The sequence below is a fragment of the Martinezella tropici genome (assembly GCF_003287875.1).
In the GTDB taxonomy this organism is placed as follows: Bacteria; Pseudomonadota; Alphaproteobacteria; order Rhizobiales; family Rhizobiaceae; genus Rhizobium; species Rhizobium tropici_C.
In genome coordinates this window covers 234641-250987 of the sequence record NZ_QMKK01000046.1, presented here as the reverse complement: position 1 = coordinate 250987, position 16347 = coordinate 234641, and the positions used below count along the sequence as shown (strand labels likewise).

The following is a 16347-nucleotide window of genomic DNA, read 5'->3' as shown; positions in this document are numbered from 1 at the left end:
AAATATACGTTCCATATCGCGGCAAATACGGATGCGTTACTACAATATTTCGTGTAAATTTGAATTTACTTATATAATGTAAATCTAAATCAAACTTCGACATCCCAATGCAGGGGGAACATGGGATCGAAGACGGTGACCGGACCGGCGCCTGTTTCGATCTTGGCCGGGAATGTCACGGCCTCGGGGCGACGCACCAGAGTGATGCAGTCCTCGTTGACAGGCAGCCCGTACCAGGCGGGTCCGTTCAGCGATGCGAAGGCTTCCAGCCTCTCCAGAGCACCCTCCTGCTCGAAGACATGGGCAAGGCAGCTCATAGTATTGATCGAAGTATAGATACCGGCGCAACCGCAGGCGCACTCCTTCAACGGATCGACATGGGGAGCCGAATCCGTGCCGAGGAAGAACCTGGCATCGCCGCTCGTTGCAGCCGCGCGCAGCGCCAGGCGATGACTTTCGCGCTTGGCGACCGGCAGGCAATAATAATGCGGGCGAATCCCGCCGACGAGGATGGCGTTGCGGTTGATGATGAGATGATGCGTCGTGATCGAACCGGCGAGGTTTGCCTTCGCCGATTTGATATAGTTGATGCCATCCGACGTGGTCACGTGCTCCATCGTGACCTTCAATTCCGGCAGTCGCTTGCGCAGCGGATCGAGCACGGTTTCGATGAACACGGCTTCGCGATCGAAAATATCGACCTCCGGGGTCGTCACCTCGCCATGGACGCAGAGCGGCAGGCCGATCTTCGCCATGCGCTCCAGCACCGGCATTGCCTTGTTCAGATCGCGCACGCCGCCGTGGGAATTGGTCGTTGCGCCCGCCGGATAGAGCTTGACCGCCGTGATCAGGCCGCTCTTCCTGCCCTCCTCGACGTCATCGGGGCTGGTATGTTCTGTCAGATAGAGCGTCATCAGCGGCTGGAAACGATCGCCCGCCGGCAGCGCTTTGAGGATACGCTCGCGATAGGCAGCGGCGTCCGCTGTCGTCACGACGGGCGGCACGAGATTGGGCATGATGATGGCGCGGGCAAAATGCCTGGATGTATCGCCGATCACACCTTCGAGCATGGCTCCGTCACGCAAATGCAGATGCCAGTCGTCGGGACGGCGGATGGTGAGCTTTTGCATGGGCGCGACCTCTGGAATGTGAGCGCCATCCAGCCCGAAAGCTGCCTCGCCCTTTCGGGATCGCGCTCTTTGATAGTGCGCTTCGATAGCACCAACCGCCACCGCAAAACAATCCGCGAGCGCAGTTAAATGATGGAGAAACTCAATCCTGCACGATATCGATGGTAACGTCTGCGCGGCGGCGGTTTTCCAGAATCAGCCGGCCATTCGGGAGATCGTTGCCATAAACCTTGGCGCTGGCCGCCTCTTCGTCGAGATCGTAGCCCCTCCAGCGCGCCCATAGCCGCTCTTCCAGCACCTCCATGGGTGGAGCAAGCATGATCGAATAGTCGAACAGGCCTTCCAGCTCCGCCCATTTGCCCTGGCTGAACAGCAGGTAGTTTCCTTCGACGACGATGAAGCGGTGATCGGCCGGGACGATGCGGGCGGAGGCGATGGCAAGCTCGCGCGAGCGGTCGAAGACCGGTACCAGCACCTCCTGGTCGGCGGTACGCACGGCCTTGACGATATCGAGAAAGGCGCGCACGTCGAAACTGTCAGGCACGCCCTTCCGCTTCAGAAGTCCCTTCTCGATCAGGACGGCGTTATCCATGTGGAAGCCGTCCATCGGCAGGACTTCGGCGCTTTCGCCCCTCGCCTTCAAAGCCTTGGCGACATTGTCGGCCAGCGTCGATTTGCCGGCGCCGGGAGGGCCGGCGATCGCCACCAGGAAGCGTTTCGCGTTGCCGGCGCGCGCGATGATCTCGCCGGCAACATCGTCAAGAGAGACGCTCATGCAGCGACATTCTCGACCGGCGGAGCCTTGGCGCCGGTCATGAAGGCAACGGCGTCGGACATGGTGTATTCCTTCGGATTGATGACGGTCAGGCGTCGTCCAAGCCGATGGATATGGATACGGTCCGCGACCTCGAAGACATGCGGCATATTGTGCGAGATCAGAACGATCGGCAAGCCGCGGGCGCGCACATCGAGGATGAGTTCCAGAACCTTGCGGCTTTCCTTGACGCCGAGTGCGGCCGTCGGCTCATCCATGATGACGACCTTGGAACCGAAGGCGGCGGCGCGTGCCACGGCGACACCCTGGCGCTGGCCGCCGGAGAGTGTTTCCACCGCCTGGTTGATGTTCTGGATCGTCATCAGGCCGAGTTCGCTGAGCTTGTCGCGGGCGCGCTTTTCCATCGCCGGCCGGTCGAGCATGCGGAAGACGGAGCCCAGGAAGCCGGGCTTGCGCATCTCGCGACCGAGGAACATGTTGTCGGCAATCGAGAGCGCCGGCGACAGCGCCAGGTTCTGGTAGACCGTTTCGATGCCGGCTTCGCGCGCTTCCATCGGCGACCTGAAATGAACAGGTTTGCCTTCCAGCTTGATCTCGCCTTCATCGGGTGTCACCGCGCCGGAAATCGCCTTGATCAGCGAGGATTTTCCGGCGCCGTTGTCGCCGATGACTGCAAGGATTTCGCCGGGATAGAGATCGAAATCGGCGTTGTCGAGCGCGGTGACGCGTCCATAGCGCTTGACGAGGCCACGCGCGGTGAGAATGGGTTCGCCAGTCGTGGTCATGCCGATACCTTTCTGATCCATTGATCGATCGCGACGGCGCCGATGATCAGTACGCCGGTCAGGAGGACTTTCCACTGCGGATCGGCTCCGAGCATATTGAGGCCCATGGAGACGACGCCGACGATCATGGCACCGAAGAGCGTGCCGAGGATCGAGCCACGGCCGCCGAAGAGCGAGATGCCGCCGATCACGGTCGCGGTAATCGCCTGAAGATTGAAGTCCGTCACGGCCGAAGACGGTGAGACCGAGCCGTTGCGGCCAATCGAAACCCAGGCGGCAAAGGCCGCGATCAGTCCCGAAACGCCATAGACGGCGAGCAGTACCTTCTTGGTCTGGATGCCCGACAATTTCGCGGCCTCCGGATCATCGCCGACAGCATAGACATGCCGGCCCCAGGCGGTGTGATTGAGAATATACCATAGGCCCAGCACCAGCAGCACCATGGCGATGACGCCGAGGGTCAGCACCGCGCCGCCGAGCCGGAAGCTGATCGCGAAGAGATGCAGGAGCGGCGCCTTTTCATCGACATCGGTGTCGCGGATGGTTTCATTGGCGGAATAGATGAAATTCGTCGCCATGACGATATTCCAGGTACCGAGCGTCACGATGAACGGCGGCAGCTTCATATTGGCGACGAGGAAGCCGTTGAGCAGCCCACAGATGCCGCCGGCAGCCATGCCGGCGATGATGGCGATCGGCGCGGGCAGGCCGTAAGTGACGGCGACGTTACCCATGACGACAGAGGAAATGACCATGATCACGCCGATCGACAGATCGATGCCGGCGGTCAGGATGACCAGCGTCTGGGCAGCACCGAGAATGCCGACAATCGCGATCTGCTGCAGGATCAGCGTCAGCGTATAGGCGGAAAAGAACCGCCCGCCGATCGCGATGCCGAAGATCACGATCGCCATTACCAATACGATCAACGGCACAGCGGCCGGCGTCGAATGCAGAAAGTGCTGCACACGCTTGAGAAAAGAGACATCGTGCTGCTCGAACGACGCGACGTTCTTGTCGCTGCCATCGAGAACACGTTCGAATTCCTGTGCTCCGGACATATTATTCCTCCGCCACCGCGCTCGTGCGCGGAAACCGCCGGCTGTTTAAGGGTCAGCCGAGAGGATGAACCCCGGCCGACGTGACTGTTGCGATGGTCTGCTCTCCCTTATAAGGAGAGCCGCGCCAGCAGGCGCATGACGCGGCTCCCGAAGGGATTATATCACATTTCGCGGGGGCTTAGCCCCAGCACTTTGCCGTGCCTTCCTTGGTGTCGATCGACTTCAGGCCGGGAACCGGCTTGTCCGTCACCAGCGAGACGCCGGTGTCGAAGAAGGACTTGCCTTCGGTCGGCTTCGGCTTCTCGCCGCTATCGGCGAACTTCTTGATCGCCTCGACGCCGAGGGCAGCCATCATCAGCGGATACTGCTGCGAGGTTGCGCCGATCACGCCTTCCTTGACGGACTTGACGCCCGGGCAACCGCCGTCAACGGACACGATCAGAACCTGCTTTTCCAAGCCGACGGCCTTCAGGGCCTGATAGGCGCCGACAGCAGCCGGTTCGTTGATCGTGTGAATGACGTTGATGCTGGAGTCCTTCTGCAGGAGGTTTTCCATGGCCTTGCGGCCACCTTCCTCGTTGCCGTTGGTGACATCATGGCCGACGATACGCGGATCGGTTTCGTCGCCGATCTTGTTCGGATCCTTCGGGTCGATACCGAAGCCGATCATGAAGCCCTGGTCGCGCAGGACGTCGACGGAAGGCTGCGACGGCGTCAGGTCGAGGAAGCCGATCTTGGCATCCTTCGCCTTGTCGCCCAGCGTCTTGTTGGCCCATTCGCCGATCAGCTTGCCGGCAAGAAGGTTGTCGGTTGCGAAGGTCGCGTCGGCAGCGTCAGCCGGTTCCAGAGGCGTGTCGAGCGCGATGACCAACAAGCCGGCATCGCGTGCCTTCTTGACCGAGGAAACGATGCCCTTCGTGTCGGAAGCGGTGATCAGAATACCCTTGGCGCCGCTGGCGATACAGCTTTCGATGGCGGCGACCTGGCTTTCGCTGTCACCGTCGATCTTGCCGGCATAGGACTTCAGCGTCACACCGAGTTCCTTGGCCTTGGCCGTCGCGCCTTCCTTCATCTTGACGAAGAAGGGATTGGTATCGGTCTTGGTGATGAGGCAGGCGGATACGCCGGCAGCCTTGGCAGGTGCGGCAAAGGCAACGCCGATCGCCAAAGCGGCGAGCGTGGCGGAAATAACAGATTTCTTCATTCAATCCTCCCGATGTTTGAAAAGCCGGACTGTCCGGCAATCACAGAGCCGAGTCCGGCGTGGAGATGCGCAATGCCTGTCGGATTATTTTCGGTGGACCTCCTCCAAGGCCATGTACGCATCCTCAACGTCTATATCTGAGCCTAAAGATTTCGGCCTGTCAATAAATAAATCGGATTGAATTATTAATTCGATATGGCATTCTGGAAAAAAATAAGGCATGGCCATGATGGAAGGAGCAGGCTCATGTCTCTTGTGCACGACCCTGAGGAAACACCCACAGCACCAGCGATTCTCGACCACAGCGGGGGCGCGAACCAACTCGGCGTGCGCGCCCATAACGAACGGCTCGTCCTGTCGCTCGTGCGTCGTCATAGCGCGCTTTCGAAGGCCGATATCGCCAGGCGCAGCGGACTTTCGGCCCAGACCGTCTCCGTCATCATGCGGGAGCTTGAGAAGGACGGGCTATTGTCTCGCGACGCGCCTGTGCGCGGACGCGTCGGGCAGCCATCCATCCCCATGCGGCTCAACCCCGACGCGGTGCTCTCCTTTGGCGTCAAGATCGGCCGGCGCAGTGCCGATCTCGTGCTGATGGATTTCGTCGGCGGTATCAGGATGCAGCTCCATCAAACCTATCCCTACCCGCTGCCCCAGGACATCATCGCCTTCGTCACAGCCGGCGTCCGCGAGCTGGAAGGGCGCCTCAGCGAGGAACAGCGGCGGAAGATCGCCGGGATCGGCGTCGCCGCGCCATTCGAACTGTGGAACTGGGCCGAACAGGTCGGGTCGCCGCCCGGGGCTATGGACGCATGGCGCGGTTTCGACCTGCGGGCCGAAATCGCCTCGCGCGCGCCCTACCCCGTGATGCTGCAGAATGACGCCACCAGCGCCTGCGGCGCCGAACTCGTCTTCGGCGTCGGTCCACGCTATCCGGACTTCGTCTATTTCTTCATCGGCTCCTTCCTCGGCGGCGGCATCGTCCTCAATTCGTCAACCTTCGTCGGCAGGACGGGCACAGCCGGTGCGCTCGGCCCGCTGCCCGTGCGCGGCCGCAATGGCGAGAACCGCCAGCTTCTGGAAATCGCCTCGATCTTCGTGCTCGAGAACCTTCTGCGCGACCATGGCTTCGATCCACGTCCCCTCTGGTATTCGGCAGACAATTGGATCGATTTCGGCGAGCCGTTGGAAATCTGGATCCAGGATACGGCCAAGGCCCTGGCGCAGGCGATTGTCGCGGCCGCCTCGGTCATCGATTTCAGCGCCGCCGTCATCGATGGCGGCTTTCCCGATTGGGTGCGGGAGCGCGTGGTGCGCGCAACCATCAGGGCCGCTGCGGAACTCGATCTGCAGGGCGTCGTCATGCCGGAGATTATCGAGGGGGCCGTCGGGCCGCAGGCACGCGCCATCGGCGCCGCCAGCCTGCCGATCTTTGCGCGCTACCTGATCGATCAAAACGTTCTTTTCAAGGAGATTGAGCATGCTGAAGGGCATTGACCCGCTATTGAGCCCCAAGCTGCTGGCGACGCTGCGCGCCATGGGCCATGGCGATGAAATCGCCCTTGTCGACGGCAATTATCCCGGCCTCGAGCATGGCCGCCGCCTTATCCGTCTCGACGGCCATGGTGTCATCCCGGTGCTCGATGCCGTGCTGAGCGTACTGCCGATCGACGATTTCGTGCCGCAGGCGATTTTCCGCGCCACCGTCCGCCAGGATCGCGACGCCGTCGATCCCGTCCATGCCGAAATGATCGAGTGCTGCGCCCGGCATGTGCCCGAGATCAAGGTCGTGCCACTGCTGCCGGCGGAATTCTATGAGCGGGTGCAGCAAGCGCATGCGCTGATACAGACCAGCGAGCCAAGGCTTTATGGCAACATCATTCTGCGCAAGGGTGTGATTTATCCGAAAGTGTAAAAGACGATCCCAAAGGCCCCTCATCCGGCCTTCGGCCACTTCTCCGCTTGCGGGGCGAAGGGGATGGGCGCACCCACAGCCTTCCCTCCGGAGCTAATCATCCACCCACCCTCAAATATCGCCCGCAGAAGGCCCCCAGACATCCGTCATGGCGAAACCTTCCGCCATCGGATCAAAGGGATCGAGCGCCACCTGGCTGAGGCCGAAGGTGAAGCCACGGCCGGTGATCGTCGGGATGATGGCCGGCTTGCCGGCAACTTCGGTCTCGGCCTGCAGACCGACTTCGAATTCCGAACCGATGATCGAGCGGGATTTGAAGACATCGCCGACCTTGGCCTTGCCGCGGGCATGCAGCGTCGCCAGATTGGCCGAATTGCCGGTGCCGCAGGGCGAGCGGTCGGCGCGGCCGGGCCACATGGTCGTGCAGGTGCGGATGGCGCCATCGGCATCGATGTCGCGGAACATGACATAGGCGACGCCCGAGATCGCCGGAATTTCCGGATGAACCACGGTCATTGCACGATTGATCGCATCCTTGAGAATCATGCCGGCCTGCACGAGGGCGGCGGCATTCGCCTTTTCGATCTTCAAGCCGATCTGGCCGACATCGACCAGCGCATAGAAGATGCCACCATAGCAGAGATCGAGCTTGATCCTGCCCCATTGCGCCGTGTCGAGTTCGACATCCAGCTCATGCACGAAGGACGGCACCATGGTCAGCCGCACCTTCTCGCAGCGGCCGTCGCGGCAGGTTGCAGTCGCACGGACGAGGCCGGCGGCCGTGTCGAGGGTGACGACCGTCTCCGGCTCCTTCATCTCGACGATGCCGGATTCGAGCAGGGCCGTGGTCACGCAGATGGAATTCGAACCCGAGCTCGCATGCGCCTGATCCGGCTGCAGGATTATGAAGCCGGCATCGGCTTCGGGGTGCTTGGCCGGCAGCAGGAGGTTGACGGAGCCGATCGGCGCGCCGCGCGGCTCCAGCATAAGGAAGCGCCGCAGCTCCTGGCCCTTCGGATCGCTATTCAGCCAATGCAGCTGCTCGGCAATGCTGTTGCCCGGGATCTTCGGCACGCCGCCGATGGCAACCTTGCCGATTTCCCCCTCGCAATGAACATCCAGCAGCTGGATCGTGCGCTTCCATCTCATCTCGATATGCTCCAATCAGATGCGTCGCATAATATCGTCGCCCAAGGCGGATGAGCTGACCGGCGAGGCCAGCCGGCGCCATTCGCCCAACGCACTCTCTGATATATCAGATCGCACAAGGTGGCTATGGTGATTTGCGGCAGCATTGAACCTGCCGGTTTTCAATTAGACCATGATAGCGCTATTGCTTCAGCGCTTCACCGACATTGCTGCCGGTGGCCTCGACGCTATCGCCAAGCGAGCCGACGGTGTTGCCGGCGGAAGCGCCGACACGGCGCCATTGTTCGCCGTAGTTCCGGCGGGTGCGCGGATCGAAGATGGCAATCGGGGCGCTAACCGCCGCACCCGCTACGCTGCCGACCGTTTGTGCGGCCCCCATGGCGACGGCGCCGACTGCGTCGCCGATACCGACATCGGAATCGGTGATCGTCTGGCCCTCGATCAGCCGGGCGCCGATCAGCTTCACCACTTCCGGGCTTTCGGCGAACTTGCCATGGTTCAAGCCATCGCCCGTCTTGAGCTTGGTGAGATCGAGGACGGTGATGCCCTGTTTCTCCAGCTCGCTGCGATAGGGTTCGGCTGAAGGATCGATCTGGCCGAGGCGATCTATATTGCCGGAAATGCGCCTCGAGAGGGAGAGCGCGCGGTCATCACGCGAGACGAACAATGTAAAGTGCGGCTTGTCCTTGCCGAGTGCTGCGAACTGGCGCCCGAAAACATCGACGTCGAGATCGGGAGACGCCAGGATGACGTTCTTGATCTTCGGCGCGACGCGGCCATTGCGGATCGCCATCTGCCGGAGGGATTCGACCGCGAGCCAGCTACCCATGGAGTGCGCCATGACGGTGATATCGCCGACGGAGGGGTCGGCGGCCACGCGCCGCAGCAATTCCTCCAGCGAATCGCGGGAATAGTTCGTGCTTTCCTTGTCGTAGGCATAATCGAAGATGCTGGCGCGCGACGGCCAGGTGAACACGATTGGTGCGACGTCGGCATGCGAATCATGCACGATCTGCGCGAAACGATAGACTGCATCCTCATAGCGATTGTTGAAACCATGCACGAAGATCAGCACCCGCCTGTTCTTCGGCAGCTCGGCATGCAGCCAGGCGCGCCCATCCGCTTCGCCCGCCAGCGGCTTGACGCCGATGGTGACGAAATTCTTCAGGGGATTGCCGGGTAAACGGCTCGGCCATTGGACCTGGCCGACCTTGCGATTGGCTTCGGGCGGGATGGAGACGCTGACCGCATCCACCTTCAGCCCTGGCCCACGTTCGCCCGAGAAGAGAATTGCCGGATCCTGGTCCGGCAGGCGCGTCGTGGCAACGAGAAGATCGATCTTCGATGTGCCCGGCACATTTTCGGAAACAGGCTGCATGACGCCGATCGGGCGGCCGCAGGCGGCCAGAGACAAGGTAACGACCATGGCCGTGGTTCGGAAAAACGCCCTTCCCAATCGGTGCGAACCCGCCACGAGCTGCATCATGCAACCTTTCCTTACCGCCAGAATGTTGCGCCACTCTACGCATGCATGTCCACGGCGCAAGCTGCTCCCGCGGTTCTTGGGCTCATGACGCAATGCTAATTCGCGACGGCATTGCAAAGGCGCAACGCAATCGTCCAACACCGCTAACCGATAATCTGGCTGAAAATAAAAAAGAGCCCGATGCGGGAGGAGGATGCATCGGGCTCTTGATCCGGATTGGCAACTGGGAGGAGGAGTGTTGCCAATCATTGAAGGAGCGCTGGGAGGAGGAGTGCGCCGCCTTCGAGGGATTAGATATAACGAGCGGATCGGGATGAATAGACCGTCTTTCGCAATGCAGCAATGCACTGGATGCATTGCTTTCTTCGTAGACGCCAAAAATGCCGCATATCGCCGGCATTTTCTGGGGAGAAGCGCCTATTTTACAGTCGTTATCTACCCAAACTCGGCGATTCACATGATTGTGATCGGCGTTTTTGCATTGGAAGCGCTTCTCACTGACATCCAGCCGGCGAGCAATCTCCCGCCGGCTGGATGACGTTCGGTTCAGGCCGCCTTGAACGCCTTCTTGCCTTCTGCATCCAGCGCGGCAAATTCCTCGTCGGAAAGGACGATGTCGACCGCTGCGGTGTTTTCCTCGAGATGCTTGACCTTACCCGTGCCGGGGATCGGCAAGATCACCGGGCTGCGCTTCAGCACCCAGGCAAGCGCGATCTGGCTCGGCGCGGCATTGTGCTTCTTCGCGATGGTATCGAGCAGCGAGCCTTCCTTGGCAAGATCGCCGGCGGCCAGCGGGAACCAGGGGATGAAGCCGATGCCATGCTTTTCGCAATAGTCGAGCACGTCTTCGCTGGTGCGATCGACCAAATTGTAGCGGTTCTGCACCGTCACCACCTTGAAATGCTTCGATGCGGCTTCGATGTCGGCAACGGAGACTTCGCTCAAGCCGGCATGGCGGACGAGACCGTCATTCAAGAGAGATTTCACGGCGTCGAACTGTTCTGCTGCAGGCACCTTGGGATCGATGCGATGGAGCTGCCAGAGATCGATGCGCTCGATGCCGAGGTTGCGCAGGCTCTTGTGCGCCTGCTGGATCAGATATTCAGGACGACCCACAGGCACCCAGACATTCGGGCCGGTTCGGGTGAGTCCGCCCTTGGTCGCGACCACGAGACCGTGGCCATAGGGATGGAGCGCCTCCTTGATCAGGCGTTCGGAAACGTCCGGACCATAGGAATCGGCCGTATCGATGAAATTGATGCCGAGTTCCGGCAGGCGCCTCAGCGTGCGGACGGCTTCATCATGGTCCTCTGGCTCGCCCCAGATACCGGAACCGGTAATGCGCATAGCGCCGAAACCGAGACGATGGACGGGGAGATCACCGCCGATCTTGAACTGACCGGACTTGGCTGCATCGAATGCTGACATGGTTATAGTCCCTTTTGCTGATGTGAAATGTCTTATGCGTCTCGGCCTCCGAAAGGAGCCGGAATCCGACGGGCAAATCGAACGTCTCGCGAGGGGAAAACAGGTGTCGCGACCGATGCTAGATGGGTCTGCATCGCAGCTTATGCAATGTGTCGATGCATGATGCGCCAGGACCGGCCAGCCGGCTTGCCCTTGGTTTGGTCTTGCGCCCTCACGTGCGCCGTTGCACCTGTTTGCCGAGATCGGCAAGCGTGGCCCAAAGCTCATCGAACAGGTTGCGAGCGAACTGCTCCATGGAAACGTCCTGCGGAGATTGCATCCAGCGCTCGCTGCCGATGCGCAGCATCGTCACGACCGCGGCGGCAAGCATGCCAAGGCGAAGACGCTCCTCCTGGCTGCCGCTGCCACGGGCAAACAGCGCATCCGCGAGCTTCTTCTCCAGTTTGGCATATTTGAGTTGGTCGCGGGCTTGAAGCGTCGGCGTATTGTGAATGAGGGCGGCCAGAGCAAGGCTTTGCGGATCGGCGATGGCAGTACGAAGGGCAGAATTGACAGCCGCCTCGATGACGTCGACGACCGACGCATCTTCGGGCTGGACGGCGACGGCGCCGATCAGCTCGCGGGCGAAACCATCCTGCCAGGCGGCAACGACCTCTTCCTTACTTGGGAAGTAATCGAAGAAACTACGCTTGGAAACGTCGGCCGCCTCGGTGATGTCTTCGATTGTCGTGGCATCAAAGCCGCGCTCGAGAAAAAGCTTCAAGGCTGCGGCTTCGATGCGTTCGCGGGTTTGACGGCGCTTACGCTCGCGCCGGCCTTCCGTTACCGCGCTATCGACATCCGGCTTTTTCGCCATCCGCTACCCCCGGCACTCGCTTCGGGCCGCCCCAAATCGGCCTTGCCGGCTCCCTGCGCCTAAGCGCTGATTCCAGCATTCTCTCCGGTGCTACGATATTTGGAGCCGATGATCGAGAGCTCCAGAGGATTTTGCCGCGATATCCTGTAGACGCCGGCCGGCGGAATGTTACGCACCGTCCCGCCGATGCGCTTTGCAGTAAGCCCAAGGCTTTCAAGGATCGCTTTCTGTACCGGGCAGCGCGGGCCATAGGTGAACTGATAGAAAGCTCCTCCCGGCTTCATCGCTTCGAAGGCACCGCCAACGATGGCCTCGACTTTCGAAGGCGGCATGGACAGCAGGGGCAAACCACTGACGACGGCGCCGAAAGGCGCATCATCGAAAAGGCCGCATTGGCCGAGCTGCGCCGCATCCATCTGCACGATGCGCGCCTCGGGAAAGCGGCCGCGCAACCGAACGGCAAACTCTTCGCCGAACTCGACGAGCGTGAGCGCGCTTTCCGGAATACCACGCGCCAGCAACGCGCGCGTGAATACACCCGTGCCCGGACCAAGCTCGAGGATCGGGCCATCGAGCGGCTCGATCTCCTGGGTCATCAATCTCGCCAGCCGTTCGCCCGAGGGGGCAACCGCCGCCACGCGCAGGGGATCGCTGACCCAGGAGCGGAAGAACTGCACAAAATCAGCGCATGAAGTCTTTGTCGTCATTCCGCAAATCCAATCTTCGGACACGATATCATATATGTGGCGATGAGGACCGAGCAGCGTGGCAATTCAAAGGCATGCCGCGCCAATGGGCCGTCGAAATCGTTGATATGCAGGCGAAACCATGAATTTCGCGCTTACATTTTTTCATCTATTGCAAACTTGCATTTAGTATAGAAATTACCAGATACAATGGGCAATGCCAATCTCTCCCACAGGAGTTTCCGCAATGCCAGACTGGACAGTGAAGGATATTCCACCCCAAACAGGCCGCATCGCAGTCATCACCGGCGCCAATAGCGGCATAGGCTACGAAACGGCAAAGGCGCTGGCGGGCGCTGGTGCAAAGGTGATCATCGCCTCTCGCAATGAGACCAAGGCCAATGAAGCGCTCGCCAAGATCCGCGGGGCGACACCCGCAGCGGACGTCACGTTCGAACCGCTGGATCTCGCCAGCCTCGATTCCGTCGCCCGCACGGCAGGCCGCATCGCCGCCACTGTGCCGCGTGTCGATCTGCTCATCAACAATGCCGGCGTCATGGCCATTCCCGATCGTCATGAGACGGAAGACGGTTTCGAGATGCAGATGGGCGCCAACTATATCGGACATTTCGCCTGGACCATGCGGCTATTGCCGAAAATCTTCGCCGCCGACAGCCCGCGCGTCGTCACCGTCAGCAGCCTTGCCCATCGCAGCGGCAGGATCAATTTCGACGATCTGCAGTGGCGCAGGCGCTATCGGTCCTGGTCCGCCTATTGCCAATCGAAGCTCGCAACGCTGCTGTTCAGTTTGGAACTCGATCGCATCGCCCGCGCCGAAGGCTGGAAGCTGAAAAGCGTTGCCGCCCATCCCGGCTATGCCGCGACCAGCCTGCAGACCACGGGTCCGCGCATGGGTCGCGACCGGGCCGGCAGCCTCGAAATCGCGACGAGATTGCTGGGGCCGCTTCTATCGCATACGGCGGCAGCCGGCGCCCTGCCGACCCTCTTTGCGGCCACCTCGCCCACGGCAGAAGGCGGCGCCATGTATGGTCCTGACGGCTTTTACGAACTCAAGGGGCCGCCGGTGCGGGCCAAGATCGCCTCGCATGCCCGTGACCAGGCCATCTGGCGGCGGTTATGGGACATTTCGGAGCAACTGACCGCAGCGGCCTGAAACAGAATCCCTCTCTGCTCGGCAGGGAGGGATCCAAGGCTGTCAGATCACGGGCTCACGCACTGGCGGCGCGGGCCGCTGGTTGGCTGGTAGGTATTATCGGACGCGCGGTATGTCTTATATCGGCTTGCGCACCAGCGGACATGCGCGCTGCCGCGGGGCGGCTGCGAAACGGCACTACCGATGATCGCGCCGGCGGTGAAGGCGGCCATCGGATACCACCAGCCATTATGGCGCGGTAGCCCGGGCGATGATGCGGACGATAGTGTGGTCGATAATGCGGACGGTGATGCCGGCGATAGTATCTGTTGTGGTGCCGATATTGGACTTCGGTTAGGCCGGCAGGCTGCTCACCCGTCTGCTGAATGGCCGGCTGGATCAGTGGCTGAATTGGCGCGGCCGCCACCGGATCGAAAGATGTAACGGCAAGCAAGGCACTCAGGACGGTCACTGTCACGGTTGTCAGGAATCGTTTCACAGCTCTTCTCCTCCTGTCGAGTCGTAATACTGATGAACAACGCGCAATGATTGAAAACCTTTCACAATATTATCGCTTGCGCAAGTACATGCCACGCGATAGGCATATAGATAGGAAGCCTATCTATCTATCACCGAGCGAGACGCAATGAGTGAAGCCGACCACCATCATGGCACCGACGATGCCTACGCGCTTGCCGAAGCGCTGCGTCCTGCCCTCCATCGTCTTTATCGGCAATTGCGACGCGAGAGCGACGAGGCCGAGTTGTCGCCGCTACATGCCCTGCTCCTGGTCGCTATCATCCCGCAGCCAGGCATCGGCGTAGCCGAACTGGCGCGGATGGAGAGGCTGCGCGGACCGACGATTTCAGGGCACGTGAAGGCGATGGAGCGGGATGGCCTCATTGCGCGCGCGGACCCCGATCCGAACGATCGGCGCCGCAATGGCTTGATTGCCACCGAGAAGGGGCAGGAATTCATTCGCCGCCTGAAACAACGGCGAACCGACTGGCTCGCCTCCGAACTCACCAAACTGTCGCCGCAGCAGCGTGACGCCATTCGCGCCGCCATCGAACCGCTCATGGAGATCGGGCAATGAATGCGACTCTTCCGGACAGCGCCGCGCCATCGGTGCCGGCAGCAGGCGTCCCGCCCGATCGCCGCGAGATCCGCGCCGTCATCCTCGGGCTGATGATCGTTCTCGGCCTCGGCGCCCTCGACCAAAGCATCGTCGCAACGGCGCTGCCGCGCATCGTCAGCGATCTCGGCGGCCTGACGCATCTCTCCTGGGTGGTCAGCGCCTATGTACTCGCCTCGACCAGCACCATGCCGCTCTATGGCAAGCTCAGCGACCAGTACGGCCGCAAACCGATGATCTATGCGGCGATCCTCATCTTCCTTCTGGGTTCGGTGCTGAGCGGCATGGCGCAGACGCTGCCGCAGTTGATCATCTTCCGGGCGATCCAGGGCATCGGCGCCGGCGGATTGCTGCCGCTGGCGCAGATCATCATCGGCGATATCGTACCGCCGGCGCGACGTGGCCGCAATCAAGGCTCGATCGCGGCCGTCTTCGCCGTCTGCAGCGTCATCGGCCCGATTGCCGGTGGCGTTATCACCGATCTCCTGTCATGGCACTGGATCTTCTACGTCAACCTGCCGATCGGCGCCGTCGCGCTCGTCATGATCGGCCGGGCGCTGAAGCGGCCGCATCAGACACGCAGCCGCCGCATCGACTACCTCGGCGCGGCGCTGCTGACCGGCTGTACGACAAGCTTCCTGCTGATGCTCGCCCTCGGCGGCAATGAATGGGCCTGGAACTCGCCTGAGATCTTCGGCCTCTCCGCTCTCGCACTCGTCCTTTTCGTCTTTCTCATCCTTCACATCCGGCGCGAGCCCGAGCCGGTGCTGCCGCCCGATCTCTTCGGTAATCGGCTCTTCGTCGTCGCCTGCCTCGTACTGGCTTTGACCTTCATGGGCATGCTGGGAGCGAGCCTGTTCTTTCCGCTATTCTTTCAGATGGTCATGGGCGTCAGCCCCTCACATTCGGGCCTACTCACCGGCCCGCTGATGATCGGCGTCGTCATCTCCTCCATGATCAACGGGCGCGTGCTGCTGCATCGCTTCGGGCGCTACAAGCCGGCGCAACTCTGCGGCCTCAGCCTGGCAACCGCTGCCTTCGCCGTACTCGCCTGGGCGGCGGCCACCAGCCAAAGCTTCTGGATCATCGAGCCGACGGTTTTTGCCCTCGGCCTTGGCCTTGGCCTCGTCATGCCCACGATGACGATCGCGGTGCAGAATGCCCTTCCCCTTGCCCATCGTGGTGTGGGTACGGCGACGCTCGCCTTCTTCCGCTTGCTCGGCGGCCTCATCGGCGTCACCGGCTCCGGCGCCATCCTGGCCTACCGCGTGCAGAATGCCGGCGGCGTCCTCGACGGGATGCATGGCTCCTCATTGACCGAAGCCGGCATGAAGCAGCTCGCCACCGCCTCCCCCGAGGCTCATGCCGCCGCGATAGCGCTCTATCGTCACGCGATCGCCATGACCTTTGCGACGGGCACGGCAATTGTAGCGCTGGCGCTGATCGTGCTGCTGTTCTTGCCGGAATTGCCGCTGAAGATGGAGCATGGGCCGGAAAAGGTACGCCCAAGCTGAGCTGCGCACGATATGGCTACGGAAGCAGAAGCCCGGCATCCCGGTGCTTATTCGCCGGGCCGCCCGCTTCGCT

The 16347-nt window shown here is 61.4% G+C and carries 15 protein-coding genes and 1 pseudogene; 5 read left to right on the top strand and 11 right to left on the bottom strand.

What is annotated here, in order from left to right; translation table 11 throughout:
• Positions 1-89 precede the first annotated feature (89 nt).
• From pyrC to DQ393_RS21350, 5 genes are all read right to left on the bottom strand, one after another.
• A complete protein-coding gene (gene pyrC, locus DQ393_RS21370) occupies positions 90-1130 on the bottom strand; it encodes a dihydroorotase (protein WP_112343714.1) in 1041 nt (346 codons plus the stop codon).
• A gap of 142 nt (positions 1131-1272) precedes the next feature.
• Positions 1273-1905 carry a nucleoside triphosphate hydrolase gene (locus DQ393_RS21365; protein ID WP_112343713.1) on the bottom strand — a complete coding sequence of 211 codons (633 nt, stop codon included), beginning with the start codon at positions 1903-1905 and terminating at the stop codon, positions 1273-1275.
• Entirely contained in the window at positions 1902-2711 is an 810-nt protein-coding gene (locus DQ393_RS21360; RefSeq protein ID WP_181592399.1) for an ATP-binding cassette domain-containing protein, read from the bottom strand. The genes DQ393_RS21365 and DQ393_RS21360 overlap by 4 nt, the downstream gene beginning before the upstream one ends.
• Entirely contained in the window at positions 2687-3751 is a 1065-nt protein-coding gene (locus DQ393_RS21355; protein WP_112343712.1) for an ABC transporter permease, read from the bottom strand. Before DQ393_RS21355 ends, DQ393_RS21360 begins: the two co-directional genes overlap by 25 nt.
• Positions 3752-3929: 178 nt before the next feature.
• Positions 3930-4955 (bottom strand): sugar ABC transporter substrate-binding protein, encoded by a 1026-nt coding sequence (locus DQ393_RS21350; protein ID WP_112343711.1) that lies wholly within the window; start codon positions 4953-4955, stop codon positions 3930-3932.
• A 246-nt stretch (positions 4956-5201) separates the two neighbouring features.
• Between DQ393_RS21350 and DQ393_RS21345 the strand changes: the two genes are divergently transcribed.
• Together DQ393_RS21345 and DQ393_RS21340 are read left to right on the top strand one after the other, a co-directional pair.
• The gene (locus DQ393_RS21345) at positions 5202-6449 is read left to right on the top strand and encodes an ROK family transcriptional regulator (protein WP_112343710.1); all 1248 of its coding nucleotides are present in this window, start codon (positions 5202-5204) and stop codon (positions 6447-6449) included.
• Complete coding sequence (locus DQ393_RS21340; RefSeq protein WP_112343709.1) at positions 6433-6867, top strand: RbsD/FucU family protein; 435 nt, start codon at positions 6433-6435, stop codon at positions 6865-6867. Before DQ393_RS21345 ends, DQ393_RS21340 begins: the two co-directional genes overlap by 17 nt.
• 111 nt (positions 6868-6978) lie before the next feature.
• Here DQ393_RS21340 and DQ393_RS21335 read toward each other — a convergent pair whose 3' ends face one another.
• The 5 genes from DQ393_RS21335 to DQ393_RS21315 all read right to left on the bottom strand — a co-directional run bounded on the left by DQ393_RS21335 (position 6979) and on the right by DQ393_RS21315 (position 12493).
• The gene (locus DQ393_RS21335; RefSeq protein ID WP_112343708.1) at positions 6979-8016 is read right to left on the bottom strand and encodes a 4-hydroxyproline epimerase; all 1038 of its coding nucleotides are present in this window, start codon (positions 8014-8016) and stop codon (positions 6979-6981) included.
• 181 nt (positions 8017-8197) lie between these two features.
• On the bottom strand, positions 8198-9490 hold the full coding sequence (locus tag DQ393_RS21330) for an alpha/beta hydrolase (RefSeq protein ID WP_432422017.1): 1293 nt from the start codon (positions 9488-9490) through the stop codon (positions 8198-8200).
• A 558-nt stretch (positions 9491-10048) separates the two neighbouring features.
• Positions 10049-10930, bottom strand: a complete 882-nt coding sequence (locus DQ393_RS21325) for an aldo/keto reductase (RefSeq protein ID WP_112343706.1) — start codon at positions 10928-10930, stop codon at positions 10049-10051.
• 211 nt (positions 10931-11141) lie between these two features.
• Positions 11142-11786, bottom strand: a complete 645-nt coding sequence (locus DQ393_RS21320) for a TetR family transcriptional regulator (protein WP_112343705.1) — start codon at positions 11784-11786, stop codon at positions 11142-11144.
• Between the two features lie 59 nt (positions 11787-11845).
• Positions 11846-12493 carry a class I SAM-dependent methyltransferase gene (locus DQ393_RS21315; protein ID WP_112343704.1) on the bottom strand — a complete coding sequence of 216 codons (648 nt, stop codon included), beginning with the start codon at positions 12491-12493 and terminating at the stop codon, positions 11846-11848.
• Positions 12494-12719: 226 nt separating this feature from the next.
• Between DQ393_RS21315 and DQ393_RS21310 the strand changes: the two genes are divergently transcribed.
• Complete coding sequence (locus DQ393_RS21310) at positions 12720-13646, top strand: oxidoreductase (RefSeq protein WP_112343703.1); 927 nt, start codon at positions 12720-12722, stop codon at positions 13644-13646.
• A 47-nt stretch (positions 13647-13693) separates the two neighbouring features.
• On the opposite strand, the pseudogene DQ393_RS21305 reads toward DQ393_RS21310, so the two are convergent.
• Positions 13694-14124: pseudogene (locus tag DQ393_RS21305) on the bottom strand (BA14K family protein).
• A 147-nt stretch (positions 14125-14271) separates the two neighbouring features.
• Here DQ393_RS21305 and DQ393_RS21300 point away from each other — a divergent pair.
• Together DQ393_RS21300 and DQ393_RS21295 are read left to right on the top strand one after the other, a co-directional pair.
• A complete protein-coding gene (locus tag DQ393_RS21300; RefSeq protein ID WP_112343702.1) occupies positions 14272-14721 on the top strand; it encodes a MarR family winged helix-turn-helix transcriptional regulator in 450 nt (149 codons plus the stop codon).
• Positions 14718-16274, top strand: a complete 1557-nt coding sequence (locus DQ393_RS21295) for an MDR family MFS transporter (protein WP_112343701.1) — start codon at positions 14718-14720, stop codon at positions 16272-16274. Before DQ393_RS21300 ends, DQ393_RS21295 begins: the two co-directional genes overlap by 4 nt.
• Positions 16275-16347 lie beyond the last annotated feature (73 nt).

Bases quoted from the DNA above. Each gene is read 5' to 3' on its own strand.
- pyrC (WP_112343714.1), bottom strand. From the start codon at position 1,130: ATGCAAAAGCTCACCATCCGCCGTCCCGACGACTGGCATCTGCATTTG.
- DQ393_RS21365 (WP_112343713.1), bottom strand. From the start codon at position 1,905: ATGAGCGTCTCTCTTGACGATGTTGCCGGCGAGATCATCGCGCGCGCC.
- DQ393_RS21360 (WP_181592399.1), bottom strand. From the start codon at position 2,711: ATGGATCAGAAAGGTATCGGCATGACCACGACTGGCGAACCCATTCTC.
- DQ393_RS21355 (WP_112343712.1), bottom strand. From the start codon at position 3,751: ATGTCCGGAGCACAGGAATTCGAACGTGTTCTCGATGGCAGCGACAAG.
- DQ393_RS21350 (WP_112343711.1), bottom strand. From the start codon at position 4,955: ATGAAGAAATCTGTTATTTCCGCCACGCTCGCCGCTTTGGCGATCGGC.
- DQ393_RS21345 (WP_112343710.1), top strand. From the start codon at position 5,202: ATGTCTCTTGTGCACGACCCTGAGGAAACACCCACAGCACCAGCGATT.
- DQ393_RS21340 (WP_112343709.1), top strand. From the start codon at position 6,433: ATGCTGAAGGGCATTGACCCGCTATTGAGCCCCAAGCTGCTGGCGACG.
- DQ393_RS21335 (WP_112343708.1), bottom strand. From the start codon at position 8,016: ATGAGATGGAAGCGCACGATCCAGCTGCTGGATGTTCATTGCGAGGGG.
- DQ393_RS21325 (WP_112343706.1), bottom strand. From the start codon at position 10,930: ATGTCAGCATTCGATGCAGCCAAGTCCGGTCAGTTCAAGATCGGCGGT.
- DQ393_RS21320 (WP_112343705.1), bottom strand. From the start codon at position 11,786: ATGGCGAAAAAGCCGGATGTCGATAGCGCGGTAACGGAAGGCCGGCGC.
- DQ393_RS21315 (WP_112343704.1), bottom strand. From the start codon at position 12,493: ATGACGACAAAGACTTCATGCGCTGATTTTGTGCAGTTCTTCCGCTCC.
- DQ393_RS21310 (WP_112343703.1), top strand. From the start codon at position 12,720: ATGCCAGACTGGACAGTGAAGGATATTCCACCCCAAACAGGCCGCATC.
- DQ393_RS21300 (WP_112343702.1), top strand. From the start codon at position 14,272: ATGAGTGAAGCCGACCACCATCATGGCACCGACGATGCCTACGCGCTT.
- DQ393_RS21295 (WP_112343701.1), top strand. From the start codon at position 14,718: ATGAATGCGACTCTTCCGGACAGCGCCGCGCCATCGGTGCCGGCAGCA.